Consider the following 19,082-nt stretch of genomic DNA (forward strand, 5'->3'; position numbering starts at 1 on the left):
TTAAAAGCTTAAATTGCTGTTAAAATGGTACTCCATCATCCTCTGGTCCACCAAAGGCATCTGAGGCAGACGGGAATTTATCTGGAGTAAAGGTATTATCATTAGCTGCTTCATTCATTTTGGAATGGTATTCACCAAACGGTGTGTCAAAATCATCTAAATTATCGAACTTACCTAAATGACCGATAAACTTTAATCTAATATTTTCTAAGCCACCATTTCTGTGCTTTGCTACAATAAATTCTCCTTGACCTTCGGTTGGTGAACGTTCTTCATCATCCCATTCATCAATTTTATAATATTCAGGTCTATAAATAAAGGATACGATATCTGCATCTTGCTCAATGGCACCAGATTCACGTAAATCGGATAGTAAAGGTCTTTTACTTCCACCACGCGTTTCTACAGCACGTGATAACTGAGATAAAGCTATTACCGGCACACTTAATTCTTTTGCTAGAGCTTTTAAGTTTCGAGAAATCATGGAAATTTCCTGTTCACGGTTTCCTCCTTTTTGACTTCCACCTGCGGTCATTAACTGCAAGTAATCTATCATAATCATCTTAATGCCATATTGAGACGCTAAACGACGCGCTTTTGCTCTTAAGTCGAAAATAGAAAGTGATGGAGTATCATCTATAAATAACGGTGCTTGCTCTAATGTTTTAACTTTAACATTAAGCTGTTCCCATTCGTGCTTTTCTAATTTACCCGTTCTTAACTTTTCTGAAGACAAACCCGTTTCACTAGAAATTAGTCGTGTAATTAACTGTACAGAGGACATCTCTAAAGAAAAGAACGCTACAGGTGTATTACTATTAACAGCCACATTTCTGGCCATGGTAAGTGTTAAGGCTGTTTTTCCCATACCAGGACGTGCCGCAACAATAATTAAATCACTTGGTTGCCAACCTGAGGTTAATTTATCTAACTTATCGAAACCAGAAGGCACACCACTCATTCCCTCTTTATTGGACATTTCTTCGATTTTCTTCTTCGCTTGAATTACCAAACTCTGAGCAGATTCTGTAGATTTTTTTACGTTACCTTGGGTGACTTCATACAACTTTGCCTCTGCAGTATCTAATAAGTCAAAAACATCTTTAGTTTCATCATACGCTTCTTCAATAATTTCGTTTGAAATTTTTATTAAACTTCTCTGAATATATTTCTGAAGAATAATACGTGCATGGAATTCGATATGCGCCGAAGACGATACACGTTGTGTTAAAGAAATAAGATAAAAATCACCTCCAATAGCTTCTAGCTTTTGATCTTTTTTTAATTGACTAGAAACGGTTAATAAGTCAATAGGCTCACTGTTTTCGAACAATTTAAAGATGGCTTCAAAGATATACTTATGCGCTTCTTTATAGAACGCATCAGGACTAAGGATATCAATAACTTCATCGACTCCTTTTTTATCTATCATCATCGCACCAATTACAACCTCTTCTAAATCAGTTGCTTGAGGAGGTATTTTACCTTTCTCTAAATTAATGATAGTGCCTTTATCAACTTTGTAGCCTTGTACTGGATTGGGTTGTTTCATAAGTAACAAAAGTAGTTAAATAGTGTTGAGGAAATGAAAATCTTCGCTTTACGATTTCAACATATCTTCAACAATCTAACTGTTAATAACTTGATTATATTTTTAATAGCGCCAAAAAAAACCGAAGCCTAAACTTCAGTTTTTTTAGTATCCTATGTTTAGTGGAATTAATCCTTATAGACACCCATGGCGTCGTATTTTTCCATTCGTTGATTTACTAAATCTTTTGGTGATAAGTTTTTAAGTTCACCATACGCTTTTTCGATTGCATTTTTTACTGCTAAAAACGTTTTGTCTCTATCCGTATGAGCTCCACCAAGTGGTTCTTTAATAATTGAATCGACCAATTTCATACGTTTCATATCCTTAGCTGTAAGTTTTAACGCTTCTGCAGCTTGTTCTTTATATTCCCAGCTTCTCCATAAAATAGAAGAACAAGATTCTGGTGAAATTACAGAATACCAAGTATTCTCTAACATCATAACACGATCTCCAACACCAATACCTAAGGCTCCACCAGAAGCACCTTCACCAATTATGATGGTGATGATTGGTACTTTAAGACGTGCCATTTCTAAAATATTTCTGGCAATTGCTTCCCCTTGTCCGCGCTCTTCTGCTTCTAATCCTGGATAAGCACCTGGTGTATCGATTAACGTTACTACAGGAATTCCAAATTTTTCAGCAGATTTCATTAATCGTAAAGCTTTACGATACCCTTCAGGATTAGACATTCCAAAATTACGATACTGTCTTGTTTTGGTATTAAACCCTTTTTGTTGTCCAATAAACATATATGATTGGTCACCTATTTTACCTAGACCTCCAATCATGGCCTTATCATCCTTTACATTTCGGTCTCCGTGTAGTTCTAAAAATGTATCACCACAGAGTGCTTTTATATGATCTAAGGTATAAGGTCTATTAGGGTGGCGAGATAACTGAACACGTTGCCATGCTGAAAGATTTTTATAAATATCTTTCTTAGTTTCAGCGAGCTTTTTTTCAATCTGCTTACAAGTTTCGGTGACATCGACATCACTTTCTTTACCTATAATCTCGCATTTATCTAATTGCTCTTCAAGTTCTTTTATTGGTAATTCAAACTCTAAATATTCCATACAATTTGAAGTTAGTTTTGTTTAGTTAGTATAGTTAGGTTACAAACCTACGTATTCTTATTTCTATATTAGAAAAAATACTCAAAAAAGTAAGTTCGCATTTTCAATTTACAAAAATAGAATTTATTCAAGAAACATTAAAAATTTAATTGGTAATACTATTCGATTTGCGTTTTTGCCTTTTATAATTCTTAAAAATGGCATCGAATAAAACGGTCATTAAAACGAGAATAGCACCGATATAAAATTGTGGAGACATTTTTTCAGTCTCAGGAAAAAGTGCCAAGGCTATAGCAATACCGTATACAGGTTCTAAGTTATAACTTAAAATAACAGTAAAAGGACTGATATATCGCATGATATCTACAGATCCAATAAATGCATAAGCCGTACATACTGAAGCCAAAATAAACAAATACATCCAATCGGAATTTGAAAGTGTAAAAAACTCAGCATTAAAAGTTTTACCTGTACATAAAATAAAGACCGTTAAAAACAAGACACCACTGACAAACTCATAAAATGAAATCACAGTCGCATTATGCTTTGTTATAAAAAGACCATTAATGACTGCAAATAATGTTGAGAATAAAGCGGAAAGCAACCCTAAAATAATACCATTAATATATCCCATTTCGCTACTCGTAATTAAATAGACTCCAAGAATAACAATGATTCCAAAGATAATTTCATAGCCCAGAATACGTCGCTTAAATATTAAAGGTTCTATAAATGAAGCAAAGAAAGCTCCAGAAGAAAACATAGCTAAAGCAATAGACACATTGGCTTGGTTGATGGCTTCAAAAAAAGTAATCCAATGTAAAGCGATGATTACACCAGCTGCAGAAAATTGTAAAAGTGAGGTCTTTGTTATTTTAATATTTACCTGTACGACTTTAATATAAATAAACATTAAAATTCCGGCCATTGCCATTCTATACCAAACGAGTTCTATGGCACCAATGGTAATTAACTCACCTAAAATGGCTGTAAAACCGGCAATGATAACAAGAAAATGTAAGTGCAGATAATGCTTTAATTTAGCGTTTGGCATTTTGAAGGAGATATACAGCTAAAATACCAAATATTACATTAGGAAACCACACTGCAACTATCGCTGGGAAATTAGATTGTTCTGCCATGACTCCAAATACTTTATCAAAGAACACATAAATCATAGCAATGGCAATACCAACGGCTAAATTTGTTCCCATACCTCCACGTCGTTTTACAGACGATACCGCAACTGCAATAATGGTAAGAATAAATATAGATACAGGTAAACTCCACTTTTTTAATTTCACTACTTCATAGCGACCAATATTTGGCGATCCGCGTCGTTTTTCTGCAGCAATAAATTTCAATAATTCTCCATAAGATTTCGTCTCGGCAGCATATTGTACGGGAGTAAGATCTTCAAGCTCAAAAGGGAAATCCATAAGTTTCTGACCTTCTTGCTCAACCGTTTCAACTCCATCATTAAACGAACGTTTTATATAAGTAATCAGTTTATAGACACTATCTTTTTCAACATAACTAATGCGGTCTGCAAAGATTTTATATTTCAGTTCGTTATTTTCAAAATGTTCGTAAGTGAATTTTAAACCTGTGCTGGTTTTAGGTATAAAATTACTAACGTAGATATAATCGTTATCATTAATTTGTTGATACACATCTTTGGTTTGCTGAATAGATCTACCTTTTTTAAGGTATTTAAATTTAAATTCATTAAAACCTTGGCTGGCAATTGGCGCTAAATACATCCCTAAAAACAAAGCGAAACCTGCAACAATTGAAGCTCCTATTATATACGGCCTTAAAAACCTCGAAAAAGAAACACCCGAACTTAAAAACGCAACAATTTCTGTATTATTAGCCAGTTTAGAAGTAAACCAAATCACCGATAAAAATAAGAATAATGGAAATAGAAGATTAGCGAAATAAACAGTAAAATCTAAATAATAAAATGCTACCTCTCCAAATGGCACATCATTTTCTAACATCTTACCTACCTTCTCCGCTAAGTCTACAATTATTCCGATAGGAACAAACAGCAATAACATCATCAGGAATGTAAATAAATACCGTTTTAATATGTACCAATCTAGTATTTTCAAGTTGCTCGTTTAATTATGGATTAAAATTATAATTTCTGAATTTACACTAAAAATTACCTTACAGTCTGTTGTCCATTTGCTTTACCATTTTATCCTTCCAAGTACCAAAATCACCTGCAATTATGTGTTTTCGGGCTTCTCTCGTTAACCATAGATAAAACCCTAGGTTATGAATAGTTGCAATTTGTTTTCCTAATAATTCATTTACAGTGAACAAATGTCTTAAATATGCTTTGCTATATTCTGTATCTACAAAGGTTATTCCCATTTCATCTATGGGTGAAAAATCATTTGCCCATTTTAAATTTTTGATATTAATAGAGCCATGTGCTGTAAATAACATACCATTTCTAGCATTTCTTGTTGGCATCACACAATCAAACATGTCTACACCTAACGCAATATTTTCTAATATATTGATTGGTGTCCCTACTCCCATTAAATACCGCGGCTTATCCTCTGGTAGAATGCTACAAACCACATCGGTCATTGCATACATTTCTTCTGCAGGCTCTCCTACAGACAATCCACCAATGGCATTACCTTCAGCTCCTGCATTGGCAATATATTCTGCAGATTGTTGACGTAAATCTTTGTACGTACTTCCTTGCACAATTGGAAAAAACGTCTGTTCGTAATCGTATGTAAACGGAGTCTTTTTTAAATGAGTTAAACAACGCTCTAACCAACGATGCGTCATATGCATAGAACGCTTAGCGTAATGATAATCGCATGGATAAGGTGTACACTCATCAAAGGCCATAATAATATCTGCGCCAATACTACGTTGAACTTCCATTACATTTTCTGGTGTAAATACATGGTAGCTACCATCAATATGCGATTTAAACTTTACACCTTCTTCTTTTATCTTTCTATTAGACGATAATGAATAAACTTGATATCCTCCAGAATCAGTTAAGATATTACGATCCCAATTCATAAATTTATGCAAACCGCCTGCTTGTTCTAAAATTGGAGTTTGAGGTCTTAAATAAAGATGGTATGTATTTCCTAAAATAATATCTGGATTGATATCATTTTTAAGTTCTCTTTGATGCACACCTTTTACCGAAGCTACAGTGCCTACTGGCATAAAAATAGGTGTTTCTATAGTGCCATGATCTGTAGTAATAGATCCTGCTCTAGCTTTGGTTTGCTTATCGTTTGCTACTCTTGTAAATTTCATGTGTTATTACTTATTGTTTTTCAGTGCACACATGTGTTTTGCAATTTACCACTCTATTGAATTGATAATTCTTCAGCATGCTCATGTCATTAAATATAAGTCTGAGGGCAAATATAAATAACTCTACTACATTCCTTCTTAAATTAGATTTAAAAAATAGTGCAGTCACAATTTTTAGATTTTACATTGTGAATATTACAATTTTAAGCATATTGTTAGCAAATCATTCAATTCGTTAATAAGTGCACGTTTTCAACTTTTGATAAGCCTAAGTAAAAAGTTATTTTTGTAGCATAAAACTTAAGCAAAATAACATGCCAAACATTAAAGAATTAACTGATTTAACTACTCAAGTTCGTAGAGATATTTTACGAATGGTACACAAGGTAAACTCTGGTCATCCAGGTGGATCACTAGGTTGTGCTGAATTTTTTGTTTCTCTATACCAAAAGCTCATGGAAACTAAAGACGGTTTTGATATGGACGGTATTGGAGAGGATTTATTTTTTCTTTCTAACGGACACATTTCTCCTGTATACTATAGTGTATTGGCTAGATCTGGATATTTTCCTGTTGAAGAATTAAATACCTTTAGACTTATCGACTCACGTTTACAAGGCCATCCAACTACGCATGAAGGCTTACCAGGCATTAGAATTGCTTCGGGTTCTCTTGGTCAAGGTATGTCTGTGGCTATTGGAGCTGCACAAGCCAAAAAACTTAATAATGATGACCATTTGGTATACAGTCTGCATGGTGATGGAGAATTACAAGAAGGTCAGAATTGGGAAGCTATAATGTATGCTTCTGCTAAAAAAGTGGATAATCTTATTTCAACCATTGATTTAAACCAACAACAGATTGATGGCTGTACAGACGATGTTTTACCAATGGGAAGTCTAAGAGCTAAATTTGAAGCTTTCGGTTGGACCGTTTTAGACATCGAAAAAGGAAATGATATTGAAGCTGTACTAGAAGGCATGAAAAAAGCAAAATCATTAACAGGACAAGGAAAACCTGTTTGTGTACTTCTACACACGGTAATGGGTAATGGTGTCGATTTTATGATGCATACACATGCTTGGCATGGTAAAGCACCAAATGACGAGCAATTGGCTATTGGGTTAGAACAAAATACTGAAACTCTAGGAGATTACTAAAAAAGTATAATTAAACAGATACCCATTTGTATGGGCATTATTATGAAAACATACACATATACAGAAAAGAAAGATACCAGAAGTGGATTTGGTGCAGGTTTAGCAGAATTAGGACGTACAAATCCTAATGTTGTAGCACTTTGTGCAGACTTAATTGGGTCTTTAAAAATGAACGAATTCATTGATGAAAACCCAGAACGTTTCTTTCAAATAGGAATTGCAGAAGCTAATATGATGGGCATTGCAGCAGGTTTAACCATAGGAGGAAAAATTCCTTTTACCGGAACGTTTGCTAATTTCTCTACTGGTAGAGTTTACGACCAAATTCGCCAATCTATTGCTTACTCTGGTAAGAATGTAAAAATTTGTGCATCTCATGCTGGGTTAACCCTAGGAGAAGATGGTGCGACTCATCAAATTTTAGAAGACATCGGATTAATGAAAATGTTACCAGGCATGGTTGTTATTAATCCTTGTGATTATAACCAAACAAAAGCTGCAACAATTGCAATCGCAGACTACGATGGACCTGTTTACCTAAGATTTGGTCGTCCGTCTGTACCAATTTTTACTCCTGCAGATCAGAAATTTGAAATCGGAAAAGCTATTCAACTTACAGAAGGAACTGATGTAACTATAGTAGCTACAGGGCACTTAGTATGGGAAGCTTTAGAAGCATCAAAAGCATTACATGAAGCTGGTATTTCTGCCGAAGTTATAAATATTCATACCATTAAACCTTTAGACGATAAAGCTATTATAGAATCGGTATCTAAAACGGGATGTATTGTAACCGCAGAAGAACACAATTATTTGGGTGGACTTGGAGAAAGTGTTGCTAGAGTATTAGCTCAACACAAACCAACCCCTCAAGAGTTTGTGGCAACCAACGATACGTTTGGTGAATCTGGTACACCAGCTCAACTTATGGATAAGTATGGTTTAAATAGCGATGCCATACAGAAAGCGGTTAAAAAAGTGATGAAAAGAAAATAAATTTCATCTGGCATCGTTTTTGAAAGTAAGTTCTTAATCTTAAAAAACGAACATTATGAAACATTTACAAAAAACAGTTATTGCAACTGCGATTTTGGCTTTAGTTGGCTTTTCAATGACAGCACAGAATGGTAATTCTTTTGGAATTAAAGGAGGCCTGAATTACAGTGCTAATGGAGATTATTTTGAATCTGCGAGTGCTAATGCTAAAAATCCGGATCGTAATATTGGGTACCACATTGGACTTTTTGGTAAAATCGGTAATCGCCTTTATTTAAAACCAGAGCTAATGTATACCGCAACGCGAAGTGATTATTATAGTGATGAATTTTCTGTTAAGAAAATTGATGCTCCTGTATTAGTAGGTGTTAAAATCTTAGGTCCTGTTAGCGTTTTTGCTGGACCTTCATTTCAGTATTTATTGGATACAGAGTTTGAAGGTATTGAAATTGATAATGTTGAAGACGATTTCTCTATAGGTTTAAATTTTGGCATCGGACTTAGTTTTAATAATATTGGAATTGACTTAAGGTACGAAAGAGGCTTTAGCGAAAATGAAGCGACATTCATTGACACTAATCTTAATCTTGATGAAGTATTCGAAAGCAGAATTGATACAAGACCAGATCAATTAATATTAAGTTTATCCCTTGCGCTTTAGTAATAGATGATAAATAAAACATATTAAAAAAGCCGCTCATTTTTTTGAGCGGCTTTTTTTAATGTTGTATGTATAATTAATTTTAATGCTTAGATTTCATTATAATTAATAGTGATTGTTTCGTCTAAATAATCTGGTGTGCCATCGTTATTAGAGTCTGCTATAGTTACCGTTTTAATTGTTATAACACCATCTATTGTAACTCTACTTATTTCATATTCATTAGCACCAAGCACTGGTTCTTCGTCATTATTATTTGTATTTACGATATATGTCGATGGTATTAATTCATCAAGCGTTGCTACATTATCTCCATCATCATCAATATCTATAAAGTTTGGAGAAAAATCTTCATCTGTATCATCATCAACCACATCTAAGTCACCATCTCTATCTTCGAGATAAGACGGCACACCATCACTGTCATGATCTTCAACTTCATATTGTAACAATTCAAATTTAAACATTAAATTATCATATGAAGATCCTGTGCTAGTCCCAGAAAAATACCCCAATCCAGAAGGAATAAACATTATTCCTAAACCAGGATTCGTAAAGGTAAAAATACCATTGTCATCTATTTCATAGCTAGATGATGCATTAAACGTTGGCATTACTAGTTGCCACGCCTTAATAACGCTAAAGCTAAATCCATCTGTTTGCAAATTAAAATTAATTGGAGTAACACTAGAGTCAAAAGTTTCATAATTATCATCTAAGGCTTCATTTATAGAACTTCCGCTATATCTTACACGAACCATATCTGTAAATGCTGGAGAACCACCACCTCCTTGATTAATATTTAAAACGTAATATTCATAATCTGTTTCAAAATATGTAGTTGTACGCAATTCTACTGCCGACATTAATAATGTATGGCCATCTGGTACGGTTTCACCTTCTTCTAAAGCTGTTATTACTATATCTGTATATTTATGATTTGTACCTGTTTCAAAAAAACCAGAGTTATAATAATGTGATGTTAAATAGGCTATTAAAGAATCTTTGTCTTTTGCTTGCTGCTCAGTTCTGTCTTCCTCAACAAAATCTACAGAATCATCGTCATCGTTCTTACACGAGACTAGAATGTTTAATAAAACCACTAATAAAAGACTAAATCTTAAAATTTTAATTTTCATAGAAACTAATATTGTTTGTAATAAACCTCTACAGTTGATATTGCAAAGTTCATTATTGCTTATTTTTAACGCGCAAGATACAATAATATAATATTTTTGCACTACAACATTAACGTAGATTTTAGTAAAAAAGATATGCGAATTGATAAATATTTATGGTGTGTACGCTATTATAAAACAAGAAGTATTGCCACGGGTGCATGCAAAAAAGGGCAAATAAAAGTTAATGGAGCTCCAGTAAAACCGTCAAGAGAAGTTTTCCCTACGGATAAGATTGAACTGAGAAAAGATCAAATCATTTACCAACTTACAGTTAACGATATTCCTCCAAATCGCGTTGGAGCAAAATTGGTGGACCTTTATAGAACTGATACCACACCTAAATCCGCTTTTGAAGCCAAGGAGCTATTAAAATATAGCAAAGATTATTATCGAAAGAAAGGTTCTGGAAGACCAACTAAAAAAGACAGACGCGATATTGATAGCTTCTATGATGATGAAGAGTAATTATTTTTGCAAAACGTAAGTTTTAAACTCTAACAATATACTCTAATTAATACCTTTTGCATATGGATCACATGGATAAAACTTATTGGGAAGCTCGCTACACCTCTGAACAAACAGGTTGGAATATTGGTTACGTTTCAACGCCACTTAAAGCATACTTTGATCAACTTACGGACAAAAGCTTAAAAATTTTAATTCCAGGTGCAGGCAATAGTTATGAAGCCGAATATCTATGGAGTATAGGTTTTAAAAACGTCTATGTATTAGATTTCGCTAAACAACCGTTACAACATTTTAAGGAGCGTGTTCCAGATTTTCCTGATAACCAACTTCTACATTCCGATTTCTTTACCTTAAATGACAATTTTGATCTTATTATAGAACAAACTTTCTTTAGCGCCTTGGATCCTAACCTAAGAACTCAGTACGTATCGCAAATGTCTCAGTTGCTAAAACCAAACGGCAAGCTGGTTGGATTATTATTTAATTCTGAATTTGATAAAGCCGGACCTCCATTTGGCGGCTCCCTTTCAGACTATCAATCCTTATTTAAAACAAATTTTAAAATAAAAGTTTTAGAACCTTCAATTAATTCTATAAAAGAACGACAAGGTAAAGAACTGTTTTTTATCTTTGAGACTCCATAATGGGTAGTGAGCAGATTTTGTCTTTTGCAGAATAGCACTGTGGAATTAAAAGCTGTTTCTTATATTAAATCTTAATTTTCTAAAATTAATCTATGGCACTGACAAAAAACACGATTTTAAGTCATAAAGAAATTGAGCATAAAATAAAACGAATAGCGTATCAAATCTATGAAAGCAACGTTAACGAAACTGAACTTATCATTGCCGGCATTGAAAGTAATGGCTATATTCTTGCTAAGAAAATAAAATCTAATTTAGATAAAATTTCACCGATTAAGTCCACTTTATGCAAGGTATCTATTAACAAATTAGAACCTACTAATCCTATAACAACGTCAATTGTAAAGGCTGATTACACCAATAAATCTTTAGTCCTTATCGATGATGTCTTAAATTCTGGAAGTACACTTATATATGGAATAAAACATTTTTTAGATGTGCCTTTAAAGCAATTTAAAACAGCTGTTTTAGTGAATCGAAATCACAAAAAATATCCTGTAAAAGCTGATTTTAAAGGGATTTCGCTGTCAACTTCCTTATTTGAGCATGTGCATGTTAACATCTCTAAGCAACCGTACGAGGCCTATTTAGACTAAATGCGACATTAGATCTTCTAAAATTTCTTGTTCTGATTTATAATCGGTTTGTAAGGTAAAATCAGACTTACTATAATATTGAGTGCGTTCAAATAAATGTTTTCCTATAAATTCTAATAATTCTGCCTCTATCTCCAAATGACTAATTAACGGACGTGTGTCTCTCTCATTAAATAAGCGTTTCGCTAAAAGAGGAATCGATAATTTAAGATAAAATGAAACGACATGAGACGTTTCGGTTAGCAGAGTCATATTATTACCATAACAAGGTGTACCTCCACCTAAGGCAAGTACAATAGGCTGAGAACTATTTACAAGCTCCTTTAAATACTCAGTTTCTTTTTTTCTAAAATAAATTTCGCCTTTCTTTTTAAAGAGGTTTGAAATTGAAGTATTTTCTTTATCAGAAATATAATCATCGAGATCTAAAAATTTACAATTCAACTTTGTAGCTAATGCCTTACCAATAGTTGATTTTCCCGAACCCATATACCCTATTAAAACTATTATCATCGTACTTATAAATTGATTATTAAACCAATAGGTTTATTCATGACAAAAAAACGAAAAAAAATTAAAAAAAGTATTGTTAAATTAAAGAAAGCTTATATATTTGCACCCTCGTTAGAGAAAAGCAGTATTGACCAGTTAGCTCAGTTGGCAGAGCATCTCCCTTTTAAGGAGAGGGTCCTGGGTTCGAGCCCCAGACTGGTCACTAAAAAGTTAAGCATTGTGCTTAACTTTTTTTTTTTGTTTTATACTGAATTGAAACTACATGACATAAAATTAATATGTCATAATAATTTTTAATTTGTAAGCCATATACCACACACGTAACAAACTCATATCCAAACCACAAGAATTATATAGCTTTTAAGATCTATTTTTTTAAATAAAAAAATGAATATTTTTTTAATTCTGTTCTTTGTATTTGCATAAAGATATTATATTTGCACCCTCGTTAGAGAAAAGCAGTATTGACCAGTTAGCTCAGTTGGCAGAGCATCTCCCTTTTAAGGAGAGGGTCCTGGGTTCGAGCCCCAGACTGGTCACTAAAAGAAAGTTAAGTTTTATGCTTAACTTTTTTTTATATTTACTTCATAATTATTTTGCGCACGTGGCGGAATTGGTAGACGCGCCAGCTTGAGGGGTTGGTGGACATTAGTCCGTGGAAGTTCGAGTCTTCTCGTGCGCACAATCACTTTAATCAATATACTTTTTATTAGCAGTAAACAGCATCTTTTTAGAAGCCTACTCCTCCTTTTTAAATACTTTTTTCATAATTTTTGTTAATTCTACTTTTTCGTATTACTATAAACCTTATTTTTGTTTAAACATTTTTAAAAATTAATGAACAATATTAAGGAGAGATTCAGTATTAAAGACCTCGAAAATCTTACAGGTATAAAGGCACACACTATTAGAATTTGGGAAAAGCGTTATAATCTGCTAGAACCAAAACGTACAGATACCAATATTAGATATTACGATTTAGCCAGTTTTCAGAAACTACTTAATGTTAGTTACCTTAACAATAATGGTTATAAAATTTCTAAAATTGCAACAATAGATACAGATGAAATTCCGCAATTAGTAAGAGAAATAGCTACTGAGACTAACATGGAGAGTCATGCTATTAATTCTTTTAAACTTTCCATGCTTAATTTTGATCAAGCTTTATTTTACAAAACTTATAATTCACTTTTAGAGGAAAAGTCTTTCGAGGATATATTCTACCACATATTTCTACCTCTATTATCAGAAATTGGTGTATTGTGGCAAACAGACACGATTAATCCCGCTCACGAGCACTTTATCTCTATTTTGATACGACAAAAAATTCTTATCAATACAGAAAAAATTCTTTGTGAGCAGACACACGAACCGAGTAAAACATTTGTACTTTATTTACCCGTTAATGAAATACACGAGTTAGGTTTAATGTTTCTTAATTACATTATTGCAAAGCAAGGCCATCGTTCTATATACCTAGGCCCTAGTGTTCCTATTGAAAATTTAATAGAACTAAAAAACTACTACAACGATATTAATTTTGTATCTTATTTCACTATAAAACCCGAAGAAGAAAATATTTCAAAGTATTTAAAGGAATTTGATGAACTCATCTTAAGCACTCCTAATACTAAATTATGGATTTTAGGAAATATGATTAAAACCATTGATAAAGCAAAATTACCCAATAATATTACTGCGTTTAATCTTATTACAGACCTCACTGAAGAATTAAAAAACAATGCGTAAAACAATATCTATAATAGGCTCTGGGTTTTCGGCTTTATCTGCTTCGTGTTATCTCGCAAAAGCAGGACACCGTGTTTCAATTTACGAAAAAAATGAAACGGTTGGTGGACGAGCTCGGCAATTTAAAAAAGATGGATTTACCTTCGATATCGGTCCAAGTTGGTATTGGATGCCAGATATTTTCGAAAAATTCTTCAATGATTTTAACAAATCAACTTCAGATTTTTACCAACTCGATAAATTGAGTCCTGCGTATAAAATATTCTTTTCAGATGATGTCATTACGGTTGGTGACCACATGGATAAAATTTGTGAAGAATTTGAGCGTATTGAAACTGGCAGCTCTAAACCACTAAAGAAATTTATAGCAACAGCTCAAGAAAATTATAATATTGCTATTAATAAAGTGGTTTTAAAACCAGGACTTTCTCCATTTGAACTGGTAACCAAAGAAACAGTAACACGTTTAGATCGTTTTTATAAAACCATTAGCGCTGAGATTAGGAAAAATTTTAAAAACCCAAAACTTATCTCCACTTTAGAATTTCCGGTTTTGTTTCTGGGTGCTAAACCCAATCAAACACCATCTTTTTATAGTTTTATGAATTTTGCTGATTTTGGTCTCGGCACCTGGCACCCCAAAGGTGGTATGTACGAAATAGTTAAGGCTATGAAAAATTTAGCGGAAAGCTTAGGAGTTACCTTTTACACCAATAGTAATGTTACAAAAATAAATGTCGAGCACAAGCAAGCAATAAGTATTATTGTCAATGGAAAAACGATATATTCGGATGTTATTTTAAGTGGTGCTGATTATCATCATTCTGAAACTCTTTTAGACCTCAAACACAGGCAGTACAGTGAAGCCTATTGGAACAATCGCACATTTGCACCATCTTCTCTACTCTTTTATGTTGGGTTTAGTCAGAAATTAAACCATGTGGAGCATCATAATTTATTTTTTGATACGGATTTTGAGCATCATGCAGAAGAAATTTATGATACCCCTAAGTGGCCAACAAATCCTTTATTTTATGCTAATTTTCCTTCAGTAACAGATTGTACTATGGCGCCGGATAACTGCGAAACAGGCTTTTTTCTAATTCCAATCGCACCAGGTTTAGAAGACACACCAGAGCTACGTGATCAGTATTTTGAGCTTATTTTAGATCGTTTCGAAAAACAAACCAATCAACGCGTTGCAAACCATATTTTATTTAGAACATCCTATTGTGTGAATGATTTTATTGAAGATTATAATTCCTATAAAGGCAATGCTTATGGCATGGCTAATACCTTAATGCAAACAGCATTTCTAAGGCCAAAACTAAAAAGTAAAAAAGTAGATGGACTCTATTTTACAGGTCAACTTACCGTACCTGGACCAGGAGTGCCTCCAGCTTTAATTTCAGGAAAGCTTGTTGCAGAACTGATTCAAAAAAATGAAGTTTAACTCTCAAAAACATTACCGCTATGAAATCAATTTTCGACAACGTTTCCCACACTTGTAGCAAAGTCGTTACTAATGCGTACAGTACATCATTCTCATTAGCCACAAAAATGCTATCTCCTACCATTAGACAAGACATTTATAATATATATGGTTTTGTAAGATTTGCGGATGAAATTGTAGACTCATTTCACGATTACGATAAAGACAAACTTTTCGATATGTTTGAAACTGATCTCGAAGCCGCTTTAGAAAACAAAATAAGTCTCAACCCTATTCTAAATGCTTTTCAAGAAACCTACCATACTTATGGCATCGAAAAACATTTAGTAGATTCATTTATGAATAGCATGCGATTAGATCTTCATAAAAAGGATTATCTCACTGATTTAGAATACAAGCAATATATTTACGGCTCTGCAGATGTGGTGGGTTTAATGTGTCTAAAAGTATTTGTTAAAGGAGAGGATTCTAAATATAACGAATTAAAAGACTCAGCCATGAGTTTAGGATCGGCCTTTCAGAAAGTAAACTTTTTACGAGATTTAAAAGAAGATTTTGAAGACTTAAGCAGAACATATTTTCCAAATACAGATTTAAATCAACTTGACGAAACTTCAAAACAGGCAATTATCTCAGATATTGAAGACGATTTTGCTAAAGGCTTAAAAGGCATTAAACGGCTCCCAATCGAAGCACGTTTTGGTGTATTTATGGCTTATAGATACTATAGTAAACTACTCGAAAAACTCAAAAAAACACCAGCTTTACAAATTAAATCAACGCGAATAAGAGTGCCTAATTATAGAAAAATTGAGCTACTCACTCGTAGTTATGTAAAATATCAATTAAATTTACTATAAATAAACAAAGCTATGCATATTGCTTTTTGGATTTTAATATTTCTTTCTACATTCTTTATTATGGAGTTTAATGCGTGGTTTACGCACAAGTATATTATGCATGGATTTCTATGGAGTTTACATAAAGATCATCACCATAAAGATCACGATAGTTGGTTTGAACGCAATGATGCTTTTTTTATATTTTACGCCATAGTTAGCATGACCTGTTTTTATCTTTGGAGTTATGAAGACGTATGGTACACTCTTCCAATAGGTTTAGGGATTTTGGTTTATGGAGCTGCCTATTTTATTGTTCATGATATTTTTATCCACCAACGGTTTAAATGGTTACGTAATATTGACAATAAATACGCCAGAGGATTGAGACGTGCTCATAAAATTCATCATAAACACTTAGGTAAAGACAAGGGTGAAAACTTCGGAATGCTTATTGTGCCTTTAAAATATTTCAAATAAATTATTCCGACAGTAACACATTTAGTTGTTGTCTTACTGAATCACTATTCCAGTTTACAGCACCAGACTTGTCCACAACGATTTCACTATTTTTATTTATAATAAAAGTCCTAGGAATAGCATTGACATTAAACTCAGAAGGAGGAGCATTTAAAAGTTGATGTACTTCAAAACTAAAACCATTCTTTGATTTAAATTGGTGAACTTTATTCATATCATCATTGGTAACAAAAAGAAACACAACCCGATCTTCATAATCATCATATAACGCTTGAAGGCTTGGCATTTCTGCTATACAGGGCGGACACCAAGTAGCCCAAAAGTTAATAAATACAACTTTTCCTTTAGTGTCTTTAAATCTTAAAACCGAATTTGTTTTATTGGATTTTAAAACCCAATCCGTTGATTGTATTGTGATTCTTTCGTCGGAATCAATAACTGAAGATGTATTAATATAACTTATCCCTTTATGAACCCATACTTGCATCGTCTTTCTCGTGTACGGAAAAATAAATGCGATAAGTATTGCAATACCTACGATATTGTAAATTCTGTATTTTTTATTTTGGGAAGTCGTCATAAGCGCAATATAAAGAAGCGTAACACCAAAATTAGCGTTACGCTTCAAATCTAACAAATATGAACCTCTTTTAATTTCTTATTACGGTACCTGATACTACAGAAATTGGACCTGAACCCATAGTAATAGCAGTATGTGTCATAGCATCATCAGGAACAACATGTGCTAATGGTTTTAAGGTAAAAGGTGCTGGGTCATTATCCGGACTCGGCTCTACAGAAATTACAATTGTAGCTCCTTTTAAATCCGTAGGAAACGTCATCCCTTCTGGTGCATTTTGTAAATAATCTTCACCAGGATAGTTTGGACCATTTCCTGCATCACCTTTAAAAATTGATGTTGCGGCATTATCATCTGCCGTAGTAGGATCGAGAAAAGTTCCTGTACTAATTGGTGTACCATCTAAAACAGCCCAGCCTTCATATATCCATCCATCTGCTAAGGTTGGTAAATTTAAACCTGCTACAGCACTTCCGGTAGAATTGTCTAAAAACCAAACTCCACTCTCTTCATTAGTGTCATCTGTATCTGTTGGAGTCGCTAAAATATAAGTTCCAGTGGATGCACCAAAATCAGCAACAATACTATTGGAATTGACACTTGCTGTAGTTCCAGAAAAGTCACCTGCTAAAATCTTTGTAGCCGCTGGAGCAGGATCCGTATCTACTGCTGGCTCAATAGACAGTACAAATGTATTAGCCGCTTCTAGCTGTGTACTGTTTACGGAAAAGGTTTGCGGAAAATCCACGCTACTAAATGTCCCAGTAGATACTGGAGACCCATCGACAATAATCCATCCTTCATAAACAAAATCGTTCCCTAATGCTTCTAAACCATCAAGATTAAGGGTTAAATTTGAATTGGTAGGACTACTGTTATCGTCATCACTACTGCATGAGCTGGCAATCATTCCTAATGCCAAAACTCCTAAAATCATTTTTTTCTTCATTGCAATTTAATTTTAAATTATAACTCAAAATTATAGCAAATCCGTGTCATTAAATGTTAGCTAGCTAACATTAAGCCGATGTTTTTAAGATTCTTATCTCTTTTCTGTTAAAATCTAAGTAATTTTCTTCTTTAAGTTCATTGAGAAGAATATTTATGGTAGGTCTTGAAGTTCCAATTAGTGATGCAATATCCTTTTGTGTAAAAGGATGCTTTATAATCTGATCTCCTGTAGCCTGGCAGTCGCAACCATAATCTGCACAAAGCTCATCTAAAAACTCCTTTAAACGGGTTTTGGTATCTTTAAATAATAGTAACTGTAGCCTGCGTTCTAACTTTTTAAACTTAAAACCTATAAACTTATAAATCTTAAGACTAAAGCTTTGATTATCTCGCATAAGATTGTGCATTGTATCTACACTTATTGGGCAAATAGAGGTTATATCATCTATGGACTGTGCAAATTCATCGCGTTTTTCATCTCCTAATATTGCTTTTTCTCCAAACAATTCCCCTTTGGTTAAAATCGCTTTTACAACCTCCTTACCATCATCGGTGCAATACCCAATTTTGACTTTTCCTTTTTCAATTAAATATACTTTATTGGCTGAGTCTGATTCGAAATAGATATAATCCTTCTTTTTATAGACACAAAAATTATGGCCTTTTGCATAAGTCTTAATTTTATGAGGACAAAGGACCTTAAAAAGGTCGACATCGTCAAAGAACCACAATGACTGCATAGTGAGAAAAAAATTTGTTAGATTTTAAGATAGTCGAAATAAAGACCCAAAACTTACATAAAAAAAGCTCTTGATTTCTCAAGAGCTTTTTT

20 protein-coding genes and 3 tRNA genes are annotated in these 19,082 nt (G+C 33.5%); 13 read left to right on the plus strand and 10 right to left on the minus strand.

What is annotated here, in order from left to right; translation table 11 throughout:
• Positions 1–19 precede the first annotated feature (19 nt).
• The 5 genes from dnaB to tgt form a co-directional block, all read right to left on the minus strand.
• A complete protein-coding gene (gene dnaB, locus C8N41_RS15585) occupies positions 20–1,552 on the minus strand; it encodes a replicative DNA helicase (protein ID WP_092443522.1) in 1,533 nt (510 codons plus the stop codon).
• Positions 1,553–1,719: 167 nt separating this feature from the next.
• On the minus strand, positions 1,720–2,673 hold the full coding sequence (locus C8N41_RS15590) for an acetyl-CoA carboxylase carboxyltransferase subunit alpha (RefSeq protein WP_092443524.1): 954 nt from the start codon (positions 2,671–2,673) through the stop codon (positions 1,720–1,722).
• A gap of 145 nt (positions 2,674–2,818) precedes the next feature.
• Entirely contained in the window at positions 2,819–3,727 is a 909-nt protein-coding gene (locus tag C8N41_RS15595; protein WP_092443526.1) for a DMT family transporter, read from the minus strand.
• Complete coding sequence (locus tag C8N41_RS15600; protein WP_115839938.1) at positions 3,714–4,790, minus strand: LptF/LptG family permease; 1,077 nt, start codon at positions 4,788–4,790, stop codon at positions 3,714–3,716. Before C8N41_RS15600 ends, C8N41_RS15595 begins: the two co-directional genes overlap by 14 nt.
• A gap of 58 nt (positions 4,791–4,848) precedes the next feature.
• Positions 4,849–5,979, minus strand: coding sequence for a tRNA guanosine(34) transglycosylase Tgt (tgt, locus tag C8N41_RS15605; RefSeq protein WP_092443530.1), 1,131 nt, complete (start codon positions 5,977–5,979; stop codon positions 4,849–4,851).
• 314 nt (positions 5,980–6,293) lie between these two features.
• On the opposite strand from tgt, the gene C8N41_RS15610 reads away from it, so the two are divergent.
• Genes C8N41_RS15610 through C8N41_RS15620 form a run of 3 tightly spaced genes read left to right on the plus strand, consistent with a single transcriptional unit; the run spans position 6,294 to position 8,796 of the window.
• Positions 6,294–7,139 (plus strand): transketolase, encoded by an 846-nt coding sequence (locus C8N41_RS15610; protein ID WP_115839939.1) that lies wholly within the window; start codon positions 6,294–6,296, stop codon positions 7,137–7,139.
• Between the two features lie 42 nt (positions 7,140–7,181).
• Positions 7,182–8,135: a transketolase family protein gene (locus C8N41_RS15615; protein ID WP_115839940.1), complete on the plus strand. Its 954-nt coding sequence runs from the start codon at positions 7,182–7,184 to the stop codon at positions 8,133–8,135.
• A 55-nt stretch (positions 8,136–8,190) separates the two neighbouring features.
• Entirely contained in the window at positions 8,191–8,796 is a 606-nt protein-coding gene (locus tag C8N41_RS15620) for a porin family protein (protein WP_115839941.1), read from the plus strand.
• Positions 8,797–8,885: 89 nt separating this feature from the next.
• Here the strand turns inward: C8N41_RS15620 and C8N41_RS15625 are convergent, their stop codons facing one another.
• On the minus strand, positions 8,886–9,935 hold the full coding sequence (locus C8N41_RS15625; protein WP_115839942.1) for an FKBP-type peptidyl-prolyl cis-trans isomerase: 1,050 nt from the start codon (positions 9,933–9,935) through the stop codon (positions 8,886–8,888).
• Positions 9,936–10,070: 135 nt separating this feature from the next.
• Here C8N41_RS15625 and C8N41_RS15630 point away from each other — a divergent pair, with 135 nt between their 5' ends.
• From C8N41_RS15630 to C8N41_RS15640, 3 genes are all read left to right on the plus strand, one after another.
• Entirely contained in the window at positions 10,071–10,442 is a 372-nt protein-coding gene (locus C8N41_RS15630) for an RNA-binding S4 domain-containing protein (protein ID WP_092443540.1), read from the plus strand.
• Between the two features lie 71 nt (positions 10,443–10,513).
• The gene (locus C8N41_RS15635; protein WP_170137141.1) at positions 10,514–11,089 is read left to right on the plus strand and encodes a methyltransferase domain-containing protein; all 576 of its coding nucleotides are present in this window, start codon (positions 10,514–10,516) and stop codon (positions 11,087–11,089) included.
• Positions 11,090–11,181: 92 nt separating this feature from the next.
• Entirely contained in the window at positions 11,182–11,685 is a 504-nt protein-coding gene (locus C8N41_RS15640; protein WP_115839944.1) for a phosphoribosyltransferase family protein, read from the plus strand.
• Here C8N41_RS15640 and C8N41_RS15645 read toward each other — a convergent pair.
• The gene (locus C8N41_RS15645) at positions 11,677–12,198 is read right to left on the minus strand and encodes a shikimate kinase (protein WP_115839945.1); all 522 of its coding nucleotides are present in this window, start codon (positions 12,196–12,198) and stop codon (positions 11,677–11,679) included. The two genes, C8N41_RS15640 and C8N41_RS15645, sit on opposite strands and share 9 nt — an antisense overlap.
• 129 nt (positions 12,199–12,327) lie before the next feature.
• Here C8N41_RS15645 and C8N41_RS15650 point away from each other — a divergent pair.
• From C8N41_RS15650 to C8N41_RS15680, 7 genes are all read left to right on the plus strand, one after another.
• A tRNA-Lys gene (locus tag C8N41_RS15650) sits at positions 12,328–12,400 on the plus strand.
• 264 nt (positions 12,401–12,664) lie between these two features.
• Positions 12,665–12,737: transfer RNA gene (locus C8N41_RS15655), tRNA-Lys, on the plus strand.
• Between the two features lie 59 nt (positions 12,738–12,796).
• Positions 12,797–12,880, plus strand: a tRNA-Leu gene (locus C8N41_RS15660).
• A gap of 155 nt (positions 12,881–13,035) precedes the next feature.
• Positions 13,036–13,947: a MerR family transcriptional regulator gene (locus tag C8N41_RS15665; protein WP_115839946.1), complete on the plus strand. Its 912-nt coding sequence runs from the start codon at positions 13,036–13,038 to the stop codon at positions 13,945–13,947.
• On the plus strand, positions 13,940–15,400 hold the full coding sequence (locus C8N41_RS15670) for a phytoene desaturase family protein (protein ID WP_115839947.1): 1,461 nt from the start codon (positions 13,940–13,942) through the stop codon (positions 15,398–15,400). Before C8N41_RS15665 ends, C8N41_RS15670 begins: the two co-directional genes overlap by 8 nt.
• 20 nt (positions 15,401–15,420) lie before the next feature.
• Positions 15,421–16,260: a phytoene/squalene synthase family protein gene (locus tag C8N41_RS15675; RefSeq protein ID WP_092443549.1), complete on the plus strand. Its 840-nt coding sequence runs from the start codon at positions 15,421–15,423 to the stop codon at positions 16,258–16,260.
• 12 nt (positions 16,261–16,272) lie between these two features.
• Positions 16,273–16,719, plus strand: a complete 447-nt coding sequence (locus tag C8N41_RS15680) for a sterol desaturase family protein (protein WP_092443551.1) — start codon at positions 16,273–16,275, stop codon at positions 16,717–16,719.
• A gap of 1 nt (position 16,720) precedes the next feature.
• Here the strand turns inward: C8N41_RS15680 and C8N41_RS15685 are convergent, their stop codons facing one another.
• The 3 genes from C8N41_RS15685 to C8N41_RS15695 all read right to left on the minus strand — a co-directional run bounded on the left by C8N41_RS15685 (position 16,721) and on the right by C8N41_RS15695 (position 18,990).
• Complete coding sequence (locus C8N41_RS15685; protein ID WP_249033290.1) at positions 16,721–17,347, minus strand: TlpA family protein disulfide reductase; 627 nt, start codon at positions 17,345–17,347, stop codon at positions 16,721–16,723.
• Between the two features lie 22 nt (positions 17,348–17,369).
• Entirely contained in the window at positions 17,370–18,248 is an 879-nt protein-coding gene (locus tag C8N41_RS15690; RefSeq protein WP_115839948.1) for an anti-sigma factor, read from the minus strand.
• A gap of 70 nt (positions 18,249–18,318) precedes the next feature.
• A complete protein-coding gene (locus tag C8N41_RS15695) occupies positions 18,319–18,990 on the minus strand; it encodes a Crp/Fnr family transcriptional regulator (RefSeq protein WP_115839949.1) in 672 nt (223 codons plus the stop codon).
• Positions 18,991–19,082: the final 92 nt, after the last annotated feature.

This window comes from Winogradskyella sediminis, assembly GCF_003387355.1.
In the GTDB taxonomy this organism is placed as follows: domain Bacteria; phylum Bacteroidota; class Bacteroidia; order Flavobacteriales; family Flavobacteriaceae; genus Winogradskyella; species Winogradskyella sediminis.

Excerpts from the sequence above, each read along its gene's own strand:
- C8N41_RS15665 (WP_115839946.1), top strand. The coding sequence starts at position 13,036 with ATGAACAATATTAAGGAGAGATTCAGTATTAAAGACCTCGAAAATCTT.
- C8N41_RS15680 (WP_092443551.1), top strand. The coding sequence starts at position 16,273 with ATGCATATTGCTTTTTGGATTTTAATATTTCTTTCTACATTCTTTATT.
- C8N41_RS15675 (WP_092443549.1), top strand. The coding sequence starts at position 15,421 with ATGAAATCAATTTTCGACAACGTTTCCCACACTTGTAGCAAAGTCGTT.
- C8N41_RS15690 (WP_115839948.1), bottom strand. The coding sequence starts at position 18,248 with ATGAAGAAAAAAATGATTTTAGGAGTTTTGGCATTAGGAATGATTGCC.
- C8N41_RS15695 (WP_115839949.1), bottom strand. The coding sequence starts at position 18,990 with ATGCAGTCATTGTGGTTCTTTGACGATGTCGACCTTTTTAAGGTCCTT.
- tgt (WP_092443530.1), bottom strand. The coding sequence starts at position 5,979 with ATGAAATTTACAAGAGTAGCAAACGATAAGCAAACCAAAGCTAGAGCA.
- C8N41_RS15590 (WP_092443524.1), bottom strand. The coding sequence starts at position 2,673 with ATGGAATATTTAGAGTTTGAATTACCAATAAAAGAACTTGAAGAGCAA.
- C8N41_RS15670 (WP_115839947.1), top strand. The coding sequence starts at position 13,940 with ATGCGTAAAACAATATCTATAATAGGCTCTGGGTTTTCGGCTTTATCT.
- dnaB (WP_092443522.1), bottom strand. The coding sequence starts at position 1,552 with ATGAAACAACCCAATCCAGTACAAGGCTACAAAGTTGATAAAGGCACT.
- C8N41_RS15595 (WP_092443526.1), bottom strand. The coding sequence starts at position 3,727 with ATGCCAAACGCTAAATTAAAGCATTATCTGCACTTACATTTTCTTGTT.
- C8N41_RS15640 (WP_115839944.1), top strand. The coding sequence starts at position 11,182 with ATGGCACTGACAAAAAACACGATTTTAAGTCATAAAGAAATTGAGCAT.
- C8N41_RS15625 (WP_115839942.1), bottom strand. The coding sequence starts at position 9,935 with ATGAAAATTAAAATTTTAAGATTTAGTCTTTTATTAGTGGTTTTATTA.
- C8N41_RS15615 (WP_115839940.1), top strand. The coding sequence starts at position 7,182 with ATGAAAACATACACATATACAGAAAAGAAAGATACCAGAAGTGGATTT.
- C8N41_RS15645 (WP_115839945.1), bottom strand. The coding sequence starts at position 12,198 with ATGATAATAGTTTTAATAGGGTATATGGGTTCGGGAAAATCAACTATT.
- C8N41_RS15610 (WP_115839939.1), top strand. The coding sequence starts at position 6,294 with ATGCCAAACATTAAAGAATTAACTGATTTAACTACTCAAGTTCGTAGA.
- C8N41_RS15635 (WP_170137141.1), top strand. The coding sequence starts at position 10,514 with ATGGATAAAACTTATTGGGAAGCTCGCTACACCTCTGAACAAACAGGT.
- C8N41_RS15630 (WP_092443540.1), top strand. The coding sequence starts at position 10,071 with ATGCGAATTGATAAATATTTATGGTGTGTACGCTATTATAAAACAAGA.
- C8N41_RS15620 (WP_115839941.1), top strand. The coding sequence starts at position 8,191 with ATGAAACATTTACAAAAAACAGTTATTGCAACTGCGATTTTGGCTTTA.